This is a genomic window from Paraflavitalea devenefica (assembly GCF_011759375.1).
GTDB classification, from domain to species: domain Bacteria; phylum Bacteroidota; class Bacteroidia; order Chitinophagales; family Chitinophagaceae; genus Paraflavitalea; species Paraflavitalea devenefica.
Window position 1 is genome coordinate 219774 of sequence record NZ_JAARML010000006.1, and the last position, 16197, is coordinate 235970.

The 16197-nt window shown below is 47.7% G+C and carries 11 protein-coding genes; 10 read left to right on the forward strand and 1 reads right to left on the reverse strand.

The window, feature by feature from the left end:
- Window positions 1–68 precede the first annotated feature (68 nt).
- Entirely contained in the window at window positions 69–740 is a 672-nt protein-coding gene (gene ung, locus HB364_RS28395) for a uracil-DNA glycosylase (protein WP_167291810.1), read from the forward strand.
- 210 nt (window positions 741–950) lie between these two features.
- The gene (locus HB364_RS28400) at window positions 951–1700 is read left to right on the forward strand and encodes a lysophospholipid acyltransferase family protein (RefSeq protein WP_167291811.1); all 750 of its coding nucleotides are present in this window, start codon (window positions 951–953) and stop codon (window positions 1698–1700) included.
- Between the two features lie 181 nt (window positions 1701–1881).
- On the opposite strand, the gene HB364_RS28405 is transcribed toward HB364_RS28400, so the two are convergent.
- A complete protein-coding gene (locus tag HB364_RS28405; protein ID WP_246228642.1) occupies window positions 1882–4518 on the reverse strand; it encodes a putative LPS assembly protein LptD in 2637 nt (878 codons plus the stop codon).
- 118 nt (window positions 4519–4636) lie between these two features.
- Here HB364_RS28405 and HB364_RS28410 point away from each other — a divergent pair, with 118 nt between their 5' ends.
- From HB364_RS28410 to HB364_RS28445, 8 genes are all read left to right on the forward strand, one after another.
- The gene (locus tag HB364_RS28410) at window positions 4637–5572 is read left to right on the forward strand and encodes an N-acetylmuramoyl-L-alanine amidase family protein (protein WP_167291813.1); all 936 of its coding nucleotides are present in this window, start codon (window positions 4637–4639) and stop codon (window positions 5570–5572) included.
- Between the two features lie 83 nt (window positions 5573–5655).
- A complete protein-coding gene (locus HB364_RS28415) occupies window positions 5656–6579 on the forward strand; it encodes an N-acetylmuramoyl-L-alanine amidase family protein (protein ID WP_167291814.1) in 924 nt (307 codons plus the stop codon).
- Window positions 6580–6740: 161 nt separating this feature from the next.
- Window positions 6741–7736, forward strand: coding sequence for an MlaD family protein (locus HB364_RS28420; protein WP_167291815.1), 996 nt, complete (start codon window positions 6741–6743; stop codon window positions 7734–7736).
- 1 nt (window position 7737) lies between these two features.
- Window positions 7738–9423, forward strand: coding sequence for an OstA-like protein (locus HB364_RS28425; RefSeq protein WP_167291816.1), 1686 nt, complete (start codon window positions 7738–7740; stop codon window positions 9421–9423).
- Window positions 9424–9498: 75 nt separating this feature from the next.
- Window positions 9499–9969, forward strand: coding sequence for a hypothetical protein (locus HB364_RS28430; protein ID WP_167291817.1), 471 nt, complete (start codon window positions 9499–9501; stop codon window positions 9967–9969).
- 304 nt (window positions 9970–10273) lie between these two features.
- Window positions 10274–11023 (forward strand): DeoR/GlpR family DNA-binding transcription regulator, encoded by a 750-nt coding sequence (locus HB364_RS28435; RefSeq protein WP_167291818.1) that lies wholly within the window; start codon window positions 10274–10276, stop codon window positions 11021–11023.
- Window positions 11024–11117: 94 nt separating this feature from the next.
- The gene (locus HB364_RS28440) at window positions 11118–14300 is read left to right on the forward strand and encodes a SusC/RagA family TonB-linked outer membrane protein (RefSeq protein WP_167291819.1); all 3183 of its coding nucleotides are present in this window, start codon (window positions 11118–11120) and stop codon (window positions 14298–14300) included.
- 29 nt (window positions 14301–14329) lie between these two features.
- Window positions 14330–15982: a RagB/SusD family nutrient uptake outer membrane protein gene (locus HB364_RS28445; RefSeq protein WP_167291820.1), complete on the forward strand. Its 1653-nt coding sequence runs from the start codon at window positions 14330–14332 to the stop codon at window positions 15980–15982.
- The last annotated feature ends 215 nt before the right edge of the window (window positions 15983–16197 follow it).

Below are 16197 nucleotides of genomic sequence, written 5' to 3' on the forward strand. Positions count from 1 at the left end.
AACGCCCACTCACCACTCACCATTCACTACTCACCACTTTTCCCTACATTTGACGCCAAAAATCCGGTATGGAGGTTAAAATAGATGAAAGCTGGAAAAAGGCATTGAAAGACGAATTCAGCAAGGACTACTTTGGAGAGATCGTTGGCTTCCTGCGCATGGAGAAAGCCGCCGGCAAAACCATCTATCCGCCCGGTGGTCTCATCTTCAACGCTTTTAACCTTACGCCTTTTGACAAAGTAAAAGTGGTGCTGCTGGGACAGGATCCCTATCACGGGCAGGGGCAGGCACACGGCCTTTGCTTCTCCGTACAGGACGGTATCAAACCGCCGCCTTCCCTCGTCAACATCTACAAAGAGATCAACAAGGATATAGGATTGCCCATTCCCAATCATGGCAACCTTACCAAATGGGCGCAGCAAGGGGTCATGATGCTGAACGCTTCCCTTACTGTACGCAAAGGAGAACCTATGAGTCACGCCCGTATTGGCTGGGCCGATTTCACCAATGCAGTCATCCGTAAAATATCCGACCAGAAACAGGGCGTCGTATTCCTGCTCTGGGGCAAATTCGCACAGGAGAAACAAGTGCTCATTGATGAAACCAAACACCGGATCTTAAAAGCAGCCCACCCCTCGCCGTATTCAGCAGATGCAGGCTTCTTCGGCTGCCGGCACTTCTCCCAAGCCAATGAGTACCTCATGAAGGAAGGCCTCGACCCGATCGACTGGTCGTTGTAACGAAAGCTGATCTATATTACGTTGTCATTTCGAACCCTACAAGGGTGAAACATTACATTCTTTTTGTCATTTCGAACCCGCCATGCGTCCCTGCCATATCAGCAAGCAAAACGGGCGAGAAATCTGCTATCGAAGCAAAAGGTTATCGAAGCAAACGCCCATTCCCCACTCACCACTTCCCACTTGCCATTTTCCGTATCTTGCCGCCTTATGAAGTTCATCAAAGAAATATTGGGCCGCCTCTTCGCCGTTTGGGCCATCATCGTATTCATCATCACCCTCCTGGTATTCCTGATACCTTTCCTCCTGTTTGTTTATCCTTTAACCGATCCTGCAAAAACACACCGGTTTAATATAGCCTCCAAAATATGGATGGGCATTTACCTGCCCCTTATAGGCTGCCCCCTGAGGGTACGCGGAAGAGAACATTTTGCGCCTGGACAGAATTACATCGTAGTATGTAACCACAACTCCCTGATGGACGTACCCATCTCCACACCCTTTATCCCCGGCGGCAACAAGACCATTGCCAAAATTGAAATGGCCAAAATACCATTGTTCGGCATGATCTATAAAACCGGGAGCGTGCTGGTAGACAGGAAGAGCGACAAAAGCCGCAAGGAAAGCTTTCCGGCCATGAAGAAAGTGCTGGGTATGGGACTGCACATGTGTCTCTATCCCGAAGGCACCCGCAATAAAACCGATCAGCCGTTAAAATCATTTCATGATGGCGCCTTCCGCCTGGCCATTGACACCCGCAAAGCCATCATTCCCGGCATCATCTTTAATACCCGTAAAGTACTGCCTGCCAGCAAACCTTTTTACCTCATGCCCCACCTGCTTAAAATAGATTTTCTGCCGCCCATCCCCGTAGAGCCTCAGGATACCGTGGAGACCTTAAAAAACAAGGCGCATACAATTATGGCGGCCTACTATCAGGAGCATTCAAAAAATAAGTGAACTCAGCACTTGAGTGAAGGTTTCGCGTTCCGGGTTTTGTGTTTCGGGTTCTTTCAGTGTAACAGAGTGATTAACTTCAACATTCATGTACTTTACAGTAGTATTATTACGTTGTTTCAAATAATGAAGTATCCCAAAGCGCGGCAGCAACCCGAAACTCCAAACGCGAAACCCGAAACCATTACTGCCCATAAAAATACCGCGTCCTGTTAATCCGCAGGTCGCGCAAAATACCACTCTTGGGATTGATCGTGATATTGAAAGTGCGGATAAGCCCCACAGGCGTAACATTGATGGACAACTGCCAGCAGTGCAATTCGCGTGAAATGAACATCGAGAGGGTTTGTATAGAGGAAGATTTGAAATCGTAATACGTATTCATACCCACCTTCCATTTGGGCGTAAGGTTGAAATCGCCATTCAGGCTCAGGTTGGCATTCGTTTGGGTTTCCCAGCCAGAATAATCAGCTTTAAAATTACGGGTGAAATTGAAAGAGAACGACGTATTCAATGACCAGGGAATATTGAAATCGGCAAATTCTGCCGCATTCCGCTGCACATAAGCAAGCTGCTCCATTTGCTCCTCCGGCGTCATGGGGGGCAGGTTCTGGTTTTCAAACTGGTCCTCTTTTTCAGCCGCTTTCTTATCATCCTTGGGCTTGCTCTGGAAAGAAGTAGAGATCGCTATATTACCGCTGGTAATACGTCCCAGCGAAAGCCCACCGCCTTTCCAGGCATACTCATTAATCCGGTCACCCCGCGCATTTACCTTATAAGGGTCCAGGTTGGCGCCGGCGGTAATATTGATCTTCTCAAACAAAGTACTCCGGAAATACAGGCTGATATTGGACAGCTTAAAAGAATCGGCCAGGAAATTATAACCACCGTTAAAACCGAAACCATCTATCAGGCGTATCTTTTTAATCCCACCATCAGCCGTATCTTTTTTGGAACGCACTTTGGCCTCCAGGTTATTGTCAATACCAAAGCTGATACCGCCAAACTCCCCTTCGCCAAAAGGCCCGAAAATAGTGCCTTCATAATAAGAGAACCGGTATTTCGTACTATCAGCACTAATCATTGTGGTATAATAATCCTTTTTGGCCATATCAGGCTTATAGCTGATCGAAAAAGTAGGCCGTACTACGTGGCGGATAGCCCTGAGCGCACTGTTCTTACCAAAATTCTCAAACTTGCCGAAGAGAGCTGTACTGATGCCCAAACTAAAAGAGATATCCTGCGAGGTAAAAAAGCCCTTTTGGATCAATGTATCTACATCCTGACCTGCTGAATCCCAATAACGGGTAAACTTCCGGGAATACCATTTCTGCTGGTAGCTGATACCGGGCGATACCTGGAAAGGCCCCAGGGAAGGCAGGGAAAGCTGAATAGGGATATTGTGCTGCGCGCCCCATTGCATCGTATCAACAAGTTTGCTGAGACTGAAGTCCTTCTCATAAATACTGATCTGGTTGGCCACGTTGGTATTTAATCCTATCCCCAGCTTTTCATACCATTTTGATTCACCGACCGGTTCTTTAGGCGCCAGCGGATAAAAAGTGTTCACGGTAAATGCCACATTGGGCAGGTTCATATTGATCAGCGTCGTCGTATTATTCTGGCTGTGGTTGGCGCTGGCAGTCAGGTTAAACATCGTGCCCCATGTTTTCGAATACGTAATAGAAGAGTTCAGGTTATTCTGGTAATTACGCATGGGGTTATTCGTCACATACTGGTTGAATTTGGACGAACCGGCATTCACGTTGGCGCTGAAGGACTGGCCTGGCCTGGCGCGGCTGTCAACCGTATGGCTCCAGGCTATATTAAACGTTTGGGCGGTTGTAAACTCCTGTTTGGCATCATCACTCAATAGCCGGGTACTTTGGTACGACAGGTTCAGCGTACCATTATAACGATAGCGCTTGCGGTAAGTAGGTGTTACAAAAGCCGCCCAGCCGCCATAAGAATAAATATTCGTGCGCAGCGTCACATCAAAATAATCATTCAATACCTGGTAATAACCCAACCCTTCCAGGCCCAGGCCAAACTGGTCGCTGGCAGTAAACTGCGGCGGAAGCAGGCCCGAATGCCTGCCCTGCGAAAGCGGGAAAAATCCAAAAGGCAGGTAGATAGGCACGGGTACGCCTTCAAACTCCGGGTGTATAGGTCCCGTTACAGCCAGTTTCTGACTCACCATCTTCATCCTGGGCGTGCGGAAAGCAAAGTGGGGCGTATCGAGATTACAGGTAGTAATAAGACCCCGGGCAGCAAAATATTCAGTGGGTGATACCTTCTTGATCTTTCCTCCCTGTACAAACATCTCCCCTTGCGCCGTGATCGTAGACTGGGTGATCCCCTTCTGCGTCTTTGTATTAAAACGCATAAAATCAGCATCCATCTTCGTATCATTCTGGATCATCCGGGGCCGGCCGATAATATTTCCCGCCGAATCGCGCCGGAAAGTGGCCACTACCTCATTCTTCTGGTTGTCCATTTCAATACTGTCGGCCGTAAGGTCCATATCCTTATACTTCACATTGCCCTTACTATACAGGATGATCTTTTTAGTGGGCACTTCCAGTACAATAGAGTCGGAAGCAGAATAATGCACCGGGGCGTCCAGCGAATCCTTCGACATCTTCACATCGAAAGTATCCCGCTGAACAATGGAGGAATCACGTACAGCAGGAACCGTATCTGTCTTGGGTTTCGTTGTATCCTGGAAAGCCGTTAAGGAATTCCCAAAACTGGTATTGGATGAATAATTACCCAGCACATTCATCGTTAATAACAACAATGAAAGCAGTAATACCGGCAAGGGAAGTTCTTTTAGGCTATTTTTGCGTCCGTTAATCATATGCAGTGGTGGGCAAAAATAGTTATTAATGCATTAAGATTATGTGAAGATTGGCAGGCCCATAAAATCATAACAAAATATGTTTAAAAGAATTACAGGCATTATAGTTTTTGCTGTTTCGAGTTGCTTACTCATCGCGTTCACTGGCAAAAAACCCGCTCCACACAAGCAAAAACCTGTATTGGGCACCATCATCATAGACCCCGGCCATGGTGGTATGGACCCCGGCACACTGGGGGCTTACTCCCGGGAATCCCGCGTGGCCCTGGCCGTCTCCCTCAAACTGGGCAAAGCGATCAAAGCAGCATTTCCCGATAGCAAAGTCCTCTTCACCCGCACTACCGATATTTTGTCCGGTAATGTAAGAACGCTGAAAGAGTCCTACTATTACAGGTCCGACTTCGCCAACCAGTCCAACGGCGATCTCTTCATCAGCATACATTGCAATATGGTGGGTAAAAAAGCGGGGGGCTGGTATGAGAAAAAGATCGTGTCGTACAAAAATGTAACCACCGGCAAAGGAAAAAAGAAAAAAACAAAGAAGGTCCCTGTCTATAAATCTTATTACGTAAAAAATACCCATAAAGGAACAGAGACCTATATCTGGGCAGCCGACCGCGTAGGCTTCAAAGGGGAAGCCATCAACCAGCGGCAGGAAGAAAGCGGTGAAAAGAACGACAGCTCCCTCAACTTCGACATGAGTTCACCGGAAGCCCGCATCAGGGCGCAGTTATATGAAAAGAAATACTTCAGCAAAAGCCTTCTGCTGGCCAACTTTGTAGAAGAAGCCTTTGAAAAAGGAGGCCGTAAAAGCTATGGCGTCAAGCAGCGCAATGAAGAAGGCATCTGGGTGTTACAGGCCACGGGAATGCCCAGTATACTCGTAGAGACCGGTTTCCTTTCCAATACAGAAGAAGAAAAATACCTCAACAGTGAAAAAGGACAGAACGAAGTAGTTGCCGCCATCATCACCGCCCTGAAAAAGTACAAAACCGCCCTCGAAGCCACCAAATAGCTAATATTAACGTATTAATAAGCATCTACATCCGTTATTTTTGCATCTTTCCTCGTAGCTTAAATTAGAAGCCGGATTGTAATATGATAAAAAAAGTCACCTGTTATCTGCTGATCGCTACAGTGTTTACGGTACTGACGTCTTTCTATACGAAACCCGTAGGAGCAACACAGAAACCTGTGATCAGGACCATTATTATAGATGCAGGCCATGGCGGCTCCGACAATGGCGCCCGGGGCGATTACTCTTTTGAAAAAGACATCTGCCTCGACGTAGCCCTGAAACTGGGCAAAAAACTGGAGCAGGAATTCCCGGATATCAAAGTCCTCTATACCCGCACCAAAGATGAATATCCTTCTATCAAGGCAAGGGCCGACTTTGCCAATGCCAACAAGGGCGACCTGTTTGTATCCATTCACGTAAATGCAGGCCCGCCAATAAAGCACTCCAAATTTGCCGGGTATAAAACACAAACCTACTATACCGGTAAAGGTAAAAGCCGTAAAAAACGCACCCGCCGCGTGCCCAGGTACAACATATACTATACCGAAAACCCTTCCAATGGCACCGAAACCTATATCTGGGCGGCCGACCGTACAGACGCAAAAGGAGAGTTTATAACCGACCGCCTCTCCGAAGAAGTCAACGACTCCACCGAATATGCGCCCGATATCAATGACCCGGAATTCAAGGCCAAATCATTGCTGTGGACCAAACGCTTTTTCGACAAAAGCCTGATGCTTGCCACCATGGTAGAAGAAGAATTTGTGAGTGGCGGCCGGGTAAGCCGGGGCGTAAAACAACGGAATGAAAAAGGCATCTGGGTGCTGCAGGCCACTGCCATGCCCAGTATACTGGTGGAAACCGGGTTCATCACCCATCGCCCCGATGAAGACTACCTGAACAGCAATAAAGGCCAGGAGGAAATAGCCAGCCACGTAATGGCCGCCATCAAACGCTATAAAGCGGCTACTGAAGGCACTCCTGCCCCAAAACAGGGGTTTTAAAGGGCCCGGAAGCAGGGAACCTGGCTTTTTCTGTGGTAGAGTTTGTATTTTTCAGACTTCATACTTCATACTTCAGACCTCGTAATTCCTTATTTTTGTTGATAATATACTTTTTTAAGGTCGGCCTTGAAAAGTATCATTTCACACCAAACAGCCCGTAAATGAAAATTTCGAATGAAACCAAGGTAGGCGCACTGACTGCTATAGCTATTGTAATACTGATTTTGGGCTTTAACTTTCTGAAAGGAAGAAATCTTGCCGACCGGAGTGATAAAATATATGCCGAATTCCCCAGCGTAGAAGGCTTGCAGGTTTCCAACCCGGTATTTATAAAAGGGCTCCAGGTAGGGAAAGTCTATGCCATGAAGGAAAAAGACGAAAACCTTTCCGGTGTCATTGTTACCATCAGCCTGAACAAAAGAGTTAACATTCCCAAAAACTCTTTGGCTACCATTGGCAGTGAACTACTGGGTACCAGCTCTGTTAAGATCAACATGGGCAACAGCCCCACCTACATACAGGATGGTGATACCCTTTCCACCATGAAAACCCTGGGCCTGGCCGATAAACTGCAAAGCAGCCTCGACCCTACCCTGGCCAAGGTCAACAAAACCCTGGAATCCCTTGACCTCGTTTTGCATAACCTGAACAGTACACTGGACCCCAATACCAAAAACAACCTGCAGTCCATCATTGCCAACCTCACCAACTCCTCCAAATCACTGGAAAAATTACTCGATGCACAGACCGGTATGCTGGCCAAAACACTGGCCAATACAGAATCTGTTACCGGCAACCTGGCAAAGAACAATGACAAGATCAATGCAACGGTTGATAACCTGGAAAAAGCAACCGGCAAACTGGCCAATGCAAAATTTGATGAAGCGGTAGCCAGCCTTCAGAGCACCATGGCCAAACTGGAAGCCACAGTTGATAAAGTGAACAGCAACCAAAGCTCACTGGGCGCACTGTTAAATGATCGCAAATTGTACGACCAGCTATTACAAACCAATCGTAGTTTGACTACCTTGCTCGACGACCTGCGGATGCATCCAAAACGCTATGTAAACATCTCTGTATTTGGAAAGAAAGACAAAAAAGGTCCGCTCATGTCACCTATATATGATTCTACTTCTACGAAACAAGGAAACCAGTAAGATGTTAAGGGTTATCGGTTTGCTCGTATTACTGGCATTTGTGTGCTCAGGCATTACTGCACAGGTAACACCTGTAACGCCGACTCCTGCACAGGATACAGGCAGCAAAAGAATGGTAGAGATCATCCATGCCGATGTTATACGGACAGAAATAAAAGATTCTGTCACAGAACTGAAAACGCTGGCGGGTAAAGTACACCTGGTCCAGGGCAAAACACACTTCTTCTGCGACAGTGCCATCATCAACAGTTACACCAAAATAGTAGAGGCCTTTGGCCATATCCATATCAACGATGCCGACAGTGTGCATACCTACAGTGATTACCTCATCTACTACTCGAACACCAAAATGGCAACGCTGAAAAAGAATGCCAAACTTACTGACGGTAAAACGACGCTGCTAACGGATGAGCTGCACTATGACGTCAACCAGAAAATAGGCGAATACTTTAATGGCGGGCGGGTACTTAACAACAAATCTGTACTTACCAGCAAGGAAGCCACCTATTACGGCGAACTGAAAGACGTTTACTTCAAGAAAGATGTAGTACTCACCGATCCCCAGTACCTCCTCAAATCAGATTCACTGCTCTACAATACCACCACTGAAATTGCCACTTTTATTACACAGACCTACATTGAAGACAGTGCGAAAAGAAAGATCACTACGAAGGAAGGATATTATGACCTGAAGAAGGGCAGTGCCACCCTGGGCAAGCGCCCCATCATTGAAGACACCAAGGCAAGAACAAAAACGATTGCCGATATTGTGGAAACGGACGACTCCACCGGCATTACCACACTCATCGGGCGGGCAGTGCATATAGACAGTGCGCAGGGAGTTTCTTTGCTGGCCAACTTTATACGGACCAACAAAAAGGAAGAAACGCTTTTTGCTACCCAGCATCCGCTCATGATCATCAAGCAGGACAATGATTCTATTTATGTAACAGCCGACACCCTCTTCTCCGGCAGGTTAAGTAAACTGAAAGCGTTGCAGGATTCCCTCGCCAGTAAAGACTCGCTTGCAGGCAAGGATACGCTCCTCACCAGGAGTCAAACCGATACCATCAGGAGAGCTGTCACCATCAATATCCAGGACAAGAACAAGAACGATAGTGCCGACCGTTACTTCCAGGGTTATCACCACGTACGTATCTATTCCGATTCCCTGCAGGCAGTGGCCGATAGTATGTTCTATTCAGGCGCCGACTCCATATTCAAGCTGTTCACAGATCCCGTTGCCTGGGCCAATGACAGCCAGATCACCGGCGATACTATGTACCTCTATACAAAGAACAAGAAGCCGGAAAGGCTCTTTGTATTTGAAAATGGCTTTGCGATTAACAAAGCCGGCAAGGACATGTTTAACCAGCTCAGGGGCAACCGGCTGAACGGTTACTTTGTTGATGGCAATATTGATTACATGCGCGCCAAAGGCAATGCGGAAAGTGTGTTCTATGCAATGGATGAAGACAGCGCGCTGGTAGGCATCAACAAAGCATCGGGAGACATCATAGACCTGCGTTTTGTGAACAAAGAGCTCAACAAAGTAGTCATCATCAGCGATCCCAAGGGAACCATGTTTCCCGCCAAACAGGCCACCGAACAGGATAAAGTACTCCGCAGCTTCAAATGGCTGGAAGCCCGCAGACCCAAGACAAAGTTTGAACTATTCGGAAACTAATTACAACAACTTTAACACCCCCTCTTTAATACTCCGGCACCATTTTTCGTTCATAACTATCAAACCGGACGGAATATGAAACGCCTCACGTTGTTCTTTACAGTAACAGCTTTGCTTATTGTTATCAGTCAGCAATCATCAGCACAGGCTGCACCGGATTACAGGCTGGGACTGGGCATACGGCTCAGTAACTCCACGCCAACACTCAACAACTCTTTTAGTGGCAAATACTTCATTACAGACCGCAGTGCCGTAGAAGGTCTCGTATCATTCGGCAGCCGCTTTGGCTTGGGCGCCCTGCTGGAGATACACCAGCCCTTTGCTTCAGCGCCTGGACTACGCTGGTTCTATGGTGCAGGCGCCTATGTAGGCTGGCAGGATAGTGAAACCTACCTGGGCCCTACTGGTATATTGGGCCTCGATTATAAATTTGCCAATGCGCCCATCAACCTGTCACTCGATTGGAAACCGGAACTGGACATCATACCCGATATCAACTTCGTTCCGGATGCCTTTGCACTCACGGTACGCTTCACCTTGAAATAACAGCTCGTAGCCACGCTGCGAAGCTTGTACTTGCTCTGCGAGGGCTTGCAGCCTCGCAGCCCTATTCCGTTGCCTTTGGCAACACTTTCTTCAAACCGCACAACTGTTCTCTGTGGCATCAGCAGCCACCTTCCACCTAATCCTCAAAATCCGTTAATCCCAGTTCAGACATCTACGCAATCGTTTGCCCCATGCAGGAATATGCACATTCATGCAGGAATTAAAGCCTTTTAATAACTTTTCTATCCACTTTATGTCAATTTATGCAACAATCTGCCTAATTTGAGGGCATTAACCAGGCTATATGCTTAAAAAAGAACGACAAGCTTACATACTCCGGCAAGTAAACCTGCATAATAAAGTATTGTCTTCCACCCTGAGCTCAGAGATCCATGTATCGGAAGATACCATTCGCAGAGACCTGCATGAACTGGCAGAAGACGGTAGGATCATCAAAGTACATGGCGGCGCCCTCTCCCACTCTTTTCATGATGTGTACAACCCCTCCGGCCATATTTACCTGCACGATCATAAAAAAGTAATTGCTGAAAAAGCAGCCGCCCTCATTGAGGATGGCATGTATGTATTAACCAGTGGCGGTTCTACCATCCTGGAGCTGGCCCGGGTATTGCCCCCGCAGCTCAGGGCCACCTTTGTATCAGGCAGCCTGCCTGCCATCGTGGAGTACCTCCACCATCCCAACATAGAGGTCATTGTCATCGGCGATAAAATATCCAGGAATGGCCGCATCACCGTAGGCGGTGATGCCATTTCCAAAATTGGCCATATCCGCGCCGACCTCTGTTTCCTCGGTGTGGATGCCATCCACGTACAGCACGGCGTTACCGACAGCGACTGGGATGTGGTGCAGCTTAAAAAGGCCATGATCGAATCGTCGCAGAAGGTCGTATGCCTCAGCATTGCTGAAAAGACCAATGCCGTAAAACCGGTCCATGTGTGCCCCGTAGGCAGCATTCATACCCTGATCACTGAACTGCCACCGGGTGATCCTTTATTACAGCCCTATGTCAATGCAGGCATAGAGGTATTATAAATCAGCATTTGTTCATAGCATTCATACTCATCCGTACCCTTATCCTTCCCGTTCCCTGCATCAACCAGGCTCCATACACTTTAAATAACAATTTATGAGATCTACTAAACTACTAATGTTGCTTGTACTGCTTTGCCTTACCGGCTTTGCGTATGGGCAAACCATCACCGGGGAGATCATCGACAAATCCAGCCGGTCGCCCATCTCTGCTGCTACCATTACCGGCAGCAAAAGCAAAAAGTCGGCTGTAACCGATGCCAATGGGAAATTCACCATTGAACTGAGTGGCGATAAAAGCATAGAAGTATCCCATGTAGGATACACCACGCAAACAGTAGGCATCACCACTGCCTCCAATTACAATATTGAACTGGAGGCATCCAACTCTTCCCTTGACCAGGTAGTGGTAGTAGCGTATGGTTCCCAGAAAAAAGCCAACCTCACCGGTGCCGTTACTACGGTAGATGTTTCAAAGACCATGCAAAGCAGACCGGTCAACGATCCTGCCAAAGCCTTGCAGGGCGTGGTTCCCGGTTTAACCATCACCTATAGCAACGGTGGACTTACAGCAGGTCCTGGTATCAACATCCGGGGTATTGGCTCCGTCAGCGGCAGCAGTAAGCCACTCATCATGGTGGATAATGTGGAAACACCCGACCTGTCTATCATCAATCCCAATGATATTGAGAGCGTATCTGTATTGAAAGATGCTGCTTCTACTTCTATCTATGGGGCCCGCGCCGCTTTTGGCGTTATCCTCATTAAAACAAAATCGGGCAAACGCAACCAGAAGACATCCGTTGTATACTCCAACAACTTCTCCTGGAATAAGCCCACTACCCTGCCCGACTTTTCAGATCCTGTACCGGAGCTCACAGCCCTGAATGAAGCATCCCAACGCTCCAACATTACCAATCCGGAAATATTTGGTATGAAACTGACTACGCTGCGGGATGGCATCAGGAACTGGCAACAGAAATATGCCAACAACCGGAAAGGCAATGAAATGGTGGATGGAGAAGACTTTGAATTCAACACCGCCGAAAACCGCATGTACTTCTATCGTGTATGGGATGCAAAAGGCATCATGTTAAAAGATTACACACACGAACAACAACAAAACATACGTATACAAGGCGGTAGCGAAAAAATAGGTTACTACATGTCGTTTGGTTATGCGCATGAAGATGGTATCCTGAAAATGAATGCCGACGACCTGAAGAAATACAACATCACGGCCTCTGTCAGTGCAGCCGTTACCCCCTGGATGGATGCAGATGTAAAAATGCTCTACCGCAACTTTAAATACGAAGCGCCTTTCCAGTACCAGGATTACTGGTATTACTTCTGGCGCTGGGGTGCCTACTTTCCCTATGGCACCTACAACGGCAACTACTTCCGCCATACCCCTGCTTATCTGGCCCAGGCCAATACCAATGAAGCAATTGACAACTACAACCGGATTGACCTTGGTACAACCTTCAAGATTACTAAAAACCTGAACATTCGTGCCGATTACACCATTGGCCGTGATAATGTAACGCGCCATGAAGCCGGCGGCCCGGTGATGGCCTACGATTTCTGGGCTGCCGGGTATCCTAAACTGGCCAATATAGCTACCGTATCACAGGACAGAACATCTTATGGCAGCGGCAGATACCTGGTGAATACACTGAATGCCTATGCTACCTATAACAATACCTTCTTTGATGATCATTCCATAAAACTTACCGCCGGGGCAAACATGGAAGATAACGAGTCACTCAACTTCACGGCTGAGCGCAGGGCATTGCTCGATCCCGAAAAAGATGAATTGGGACTCGCTACCAGTGATCAGTTTGCAACAGGCAACCACCGCAAGAATTCCTATGCTGGTTATTTTGGCCGCATCAACTACGACTACCTCGGTAAATACCTGCTGGAACTGAATGGACGTTATGATGGTTCTTCCTCTTTTTCTCCGGAGGATCGCTGGGCCTGGTTCTCTTCTGTTTCGGCCGGATACCGCATCACAGAGGAAAAATTTATGGAGTCGCTCAAGCCACTCCTTTCCGACATGAAATTACGGGTGTCTTATGGGTCAGTCGGAAACCAGGATGTAGGAGACAACTTTTACCTGGAAACAATGAGCAATACCTTAGCGAGCTGGATCCTGCCCGGCACCACCTCCCGTGTTACAACCATCAATGCGCCCAGGCCGGTGGCTCAATCGCTTACCTGGGAAAAAGTAACGACACTTGACCTCGGTACCGACATTCGCCTGTTGGATAACAAAATAGGCGTAACCTTCGATTGGTACCAGCGTACTACTTCAGGTATGCTCATCAATCCGGCCATACCTGCCACCTTTGGCTCTGCTGCGCCCAAGATCAACTCCGGTGAGATGCGTAACCGCGGTTGGGAGCTGAGCATTGACGGAAATTACAACGTAACAAAAGACCTGAACCTCTATGGCATAATTACCCTGGCCGATAACAAAGCGGTGATCACCAAATGGAATAACCCATCCAAACTCATCAACCAGCACTACGAAGGGAAAGTATGGGGCGAAATATGGGGTTTTGAAACAGATGGTTACTTCCAGTCAGCCGATGACGTGACCAAGTCACCCAGCCAAACAGCCATCGCAGGAGACAAATTTGTTTACGGTCCCGGCGATATCAAATACAAAGACCTCAATGGCGACAAGCTGATCAATGGTGGTAAAGCCAGCGCACTGGACCCCGGCGATATGAAAGTAATTGGCAACAGCCAGCCCCGCTACCAGTACAGCGCCAGGATTGGTGGCAATTACAAAGGATTTGACCTTGACATCTACATCCAGGGAGTGGGCAAACGTGACTACTGGGGAATAGGCAACATCGCTATACCCATGTACCAGGGAGCCGATATCCTGTATGCCCACCAACTGGACTATTGGACACCCGACAATACAGATGCCCGTTACCCACGTCCCTTTATTGGCAATGCCAGTGGTAAGATCAGTGGTTTATCCAATGGTGGCAACAACTTTTATCCGCAAACCAAATACCTGCAGAACCTGGCCTATTGCCGGTTGAAAAATGTCACACTGGGTTATACATTGCCCGCCGCATTGGTGACAAAATATAAAATTCAAAAACTACGCATATACATGAGTGGTCAAAACCTGGCAGAGATCTCCAATGTGGGCCTTCCCCTCGATCCGGAAATTACAGATGGTGGCGACTTTAACTTCCTGGGCAGGACCTTCCCTTTCGAGCGGAACTTCTCCTTTGGTTTACAGTTAACCTTCTAACCGAATTGTGTAGTATTAAAATCAAAATCATGAAACTTATACATAAATTGCTCACCCTGTCGGCTGCGGCGCTCTCGCTCACCGGATGTTCCAAATACCTGGAAACCGAAGTACCGGACCAGTTTACCGACGACATTTATTGGACCAGCGAAAACAATGTAAGGACCTATAGCTGGGAGTTCTATAACCTGTTCACCGGGTTTGGTACGGGTACAACTGCCGACTTCTATTTCTCTACCTTTTCCGACGACCAGGCTGCTACAGGATTAAATACCTATCCTACAGTAGCGGCTCCCAGCAATAGTACCTGGGATTGGGGCTATATCCGTAAGGCCAACATCATGCTCAACCGGATAAACATAGTACCCATGAGCGATGACGCGAAGAACCACTGGAGAGGTATCGCCCGTTTCTTCCGGGCTTTTGATTACTTTAATAAAGTGAGAACCTTTGGAGATGTACCCTGGATCGGTACTCCCTTAGTGATCACTGATACGGCGGTGATCTACAAGCCCCGCGACCCGCGGAAACTGATCATGGACAGTGTGCTGGCCGACATCAACTTTGCCATCGATAACTTAAAGACTGATGGCAGCAATACAGTGAACAAGAATGTGGCGCTGGCTTTTAAATCAAGGGTATGCCTTTTCGAGGGCACTTACCGTAAATACCACACGGAATTAGGGCTGACCGATGCTGCCACATGGCTGCAGGACGCTAAAGATGCTGCTGAAAAAGTGATGGCCGCCTCCTATAAATTAGGAGATTACAAAGAACTGTACAGCTCGCTGGACCTCTCAAAGAATACGGAAGTACTTCTTTACAAGATCTATGTGCCCGGTGCTTTGACACATTCTGTGATTGGTTATACCAATAGCAGTACCCAGATGCATGGTCTTACCAAATCGGCAGTGGAATCATACGTAGCAACGGATGGTTTACCCATCGGCCTGTCGCCCTTATACCAGGGAGATGCCGATATCAAAAAAGTACGTGCCGACCGCGATAAACGACTGCTGGCAACCATTGATACATTCCTGTGTTACAATGGTACATTGGTAGGTGGCCTTAGCTCCAGCTCTGGTTACCGTCCTGCCAAATTCCTGAACCCTGCCGCTACCCAACTGGCGCCCAACAATGAAACAGATGCGCCCATCTTCTACCTCAGCGAAGTGTTGCTCAACTATGCTGAAGCAGTGGCAGAATTAGATCAGATGGGACAATACACACTCAGCCAGGGTGACCTCGATAAATCAGTCAACCTCTTACGCGCCCGTGCCGGCGTAGTCAAACTGGAGGCACCCGGTGGTCAAACTGTAGCGGTGAACGGGACTGTTTTCGTAGACCCTAAAAAAGAGGCAGATGTAACACCCCTCATCTGGGAGGTCCGCCGTGAAAGACGTGTCGAACTGATGATGGACGGATTCCGTTACCAGGATCTCATGCGCTGGAAAAAAGGAGAATACCTGGACAATGCAAAGAACCCTGATATCTTCCTGGGCGCCAAAGTACCCGATAACGGTAAAGTATTGCGCAATGCTGCCGGCTATATCATGACCTATACCGCAGCCACCAAAAGAACATTCATTAATCCCAAACATTACTTAACCGCCGTACCAACCGGTCAGATCGCTTTATACCCTGCCGGTATGCTTACCCAGAATTCGGGCTGGGAGCAATAATTTCTTCATTCAACCAGGTCAGATGAGAGAAGAAGAGGATGTCGAATAAGGCATCCTCTTTTTATTATTAGCTGCTACAATCCAACAATAAAACTGCTGCCCTTTCCGGCTTCGCTTTCTATTGACAAGGTTCATTCCCCGCAGAGTCTCCGGCTTCACTCATACATAATAAACCTTGTACTCCTGATTTTTACACTAAATTCGTTTAGACGCAA

What these genes read in the sequence shown, in the direction of transcription:
- HB364_RS28425 (WP_167291816.1), top strand. Translation starts at nt 7,738, where the DNA reads ATGTTAAGGGTTATCGGTTTGCTCGTATTACTGGCATTTGTGTGCTCA.
- HB364_RS28435 (WP_167291818.1), top strand. Translation starts at nt 10,274, where the DNA reads ATGCTTAAAAAAGAACGACAAGCTTACATACTCCGGCAAGTAAACCTG.
- HB364_RS28410 (WP_167291813.1), top strand. Translation starts at nt 4,637, where the DNA reads ATGTTTAAAAGAATTACAGGCATTATAGTTTTTGCTGTTTCGAGTTGC.
- HB364_RS28440 (WP_167291819.1), top strand. Translation starts at nt 11,118, where the DNA reads ATGAGATCTACTAAACTACTAATGTTGCTTGTACTGCTTTGCCTTACC.
- ung (WP_167291810.1), top strand. Translation starts at nt 69, where the DNA reads ATGGAGGTTAAAATAGATGAAAGCTGGAAAAAGGCATTGAAAGACGAA.
- HB364_RS28430 (WP_167291817.1), top strand. Translation starts at nt 9,499, where the DNA reads ATGAAACGCCTCACGTTGTTCTTTACAGTAACAGCTTTGCTTATTGTT.
- HB364_RS28400 (WP_167291811.1), top strand. Translation starts at nt 951, where the DNA reads ATGAAGTTCATCAAAGAAATATTGGGCCGCCTCTTCGCCGTTTGGGCC.
- HB364_RS28420 (WP_167291815.1), top strand. Translation starts at nt 6,741, where the DNA reads ATGAAAATTTCGAATGAAACCAAGGTAGGCGCACTGACTGCTATAGCT.
- HB364_RS28415 (WP_167291814.1), top strand. Translation starts at nt 5,656, where the DNA reads ATGATAAAAAAAGTCACCTGTTATCTGCTGATCGCTACAGTGTTTACG.
- HB364_RS28445 (WP_167291820.1), top strand. Translation starts at nt 14,330, where the DNA reads ATGAAACTTATACATAAATTGCTCACCCTGTCGGCTGCGGCGCTCTCG.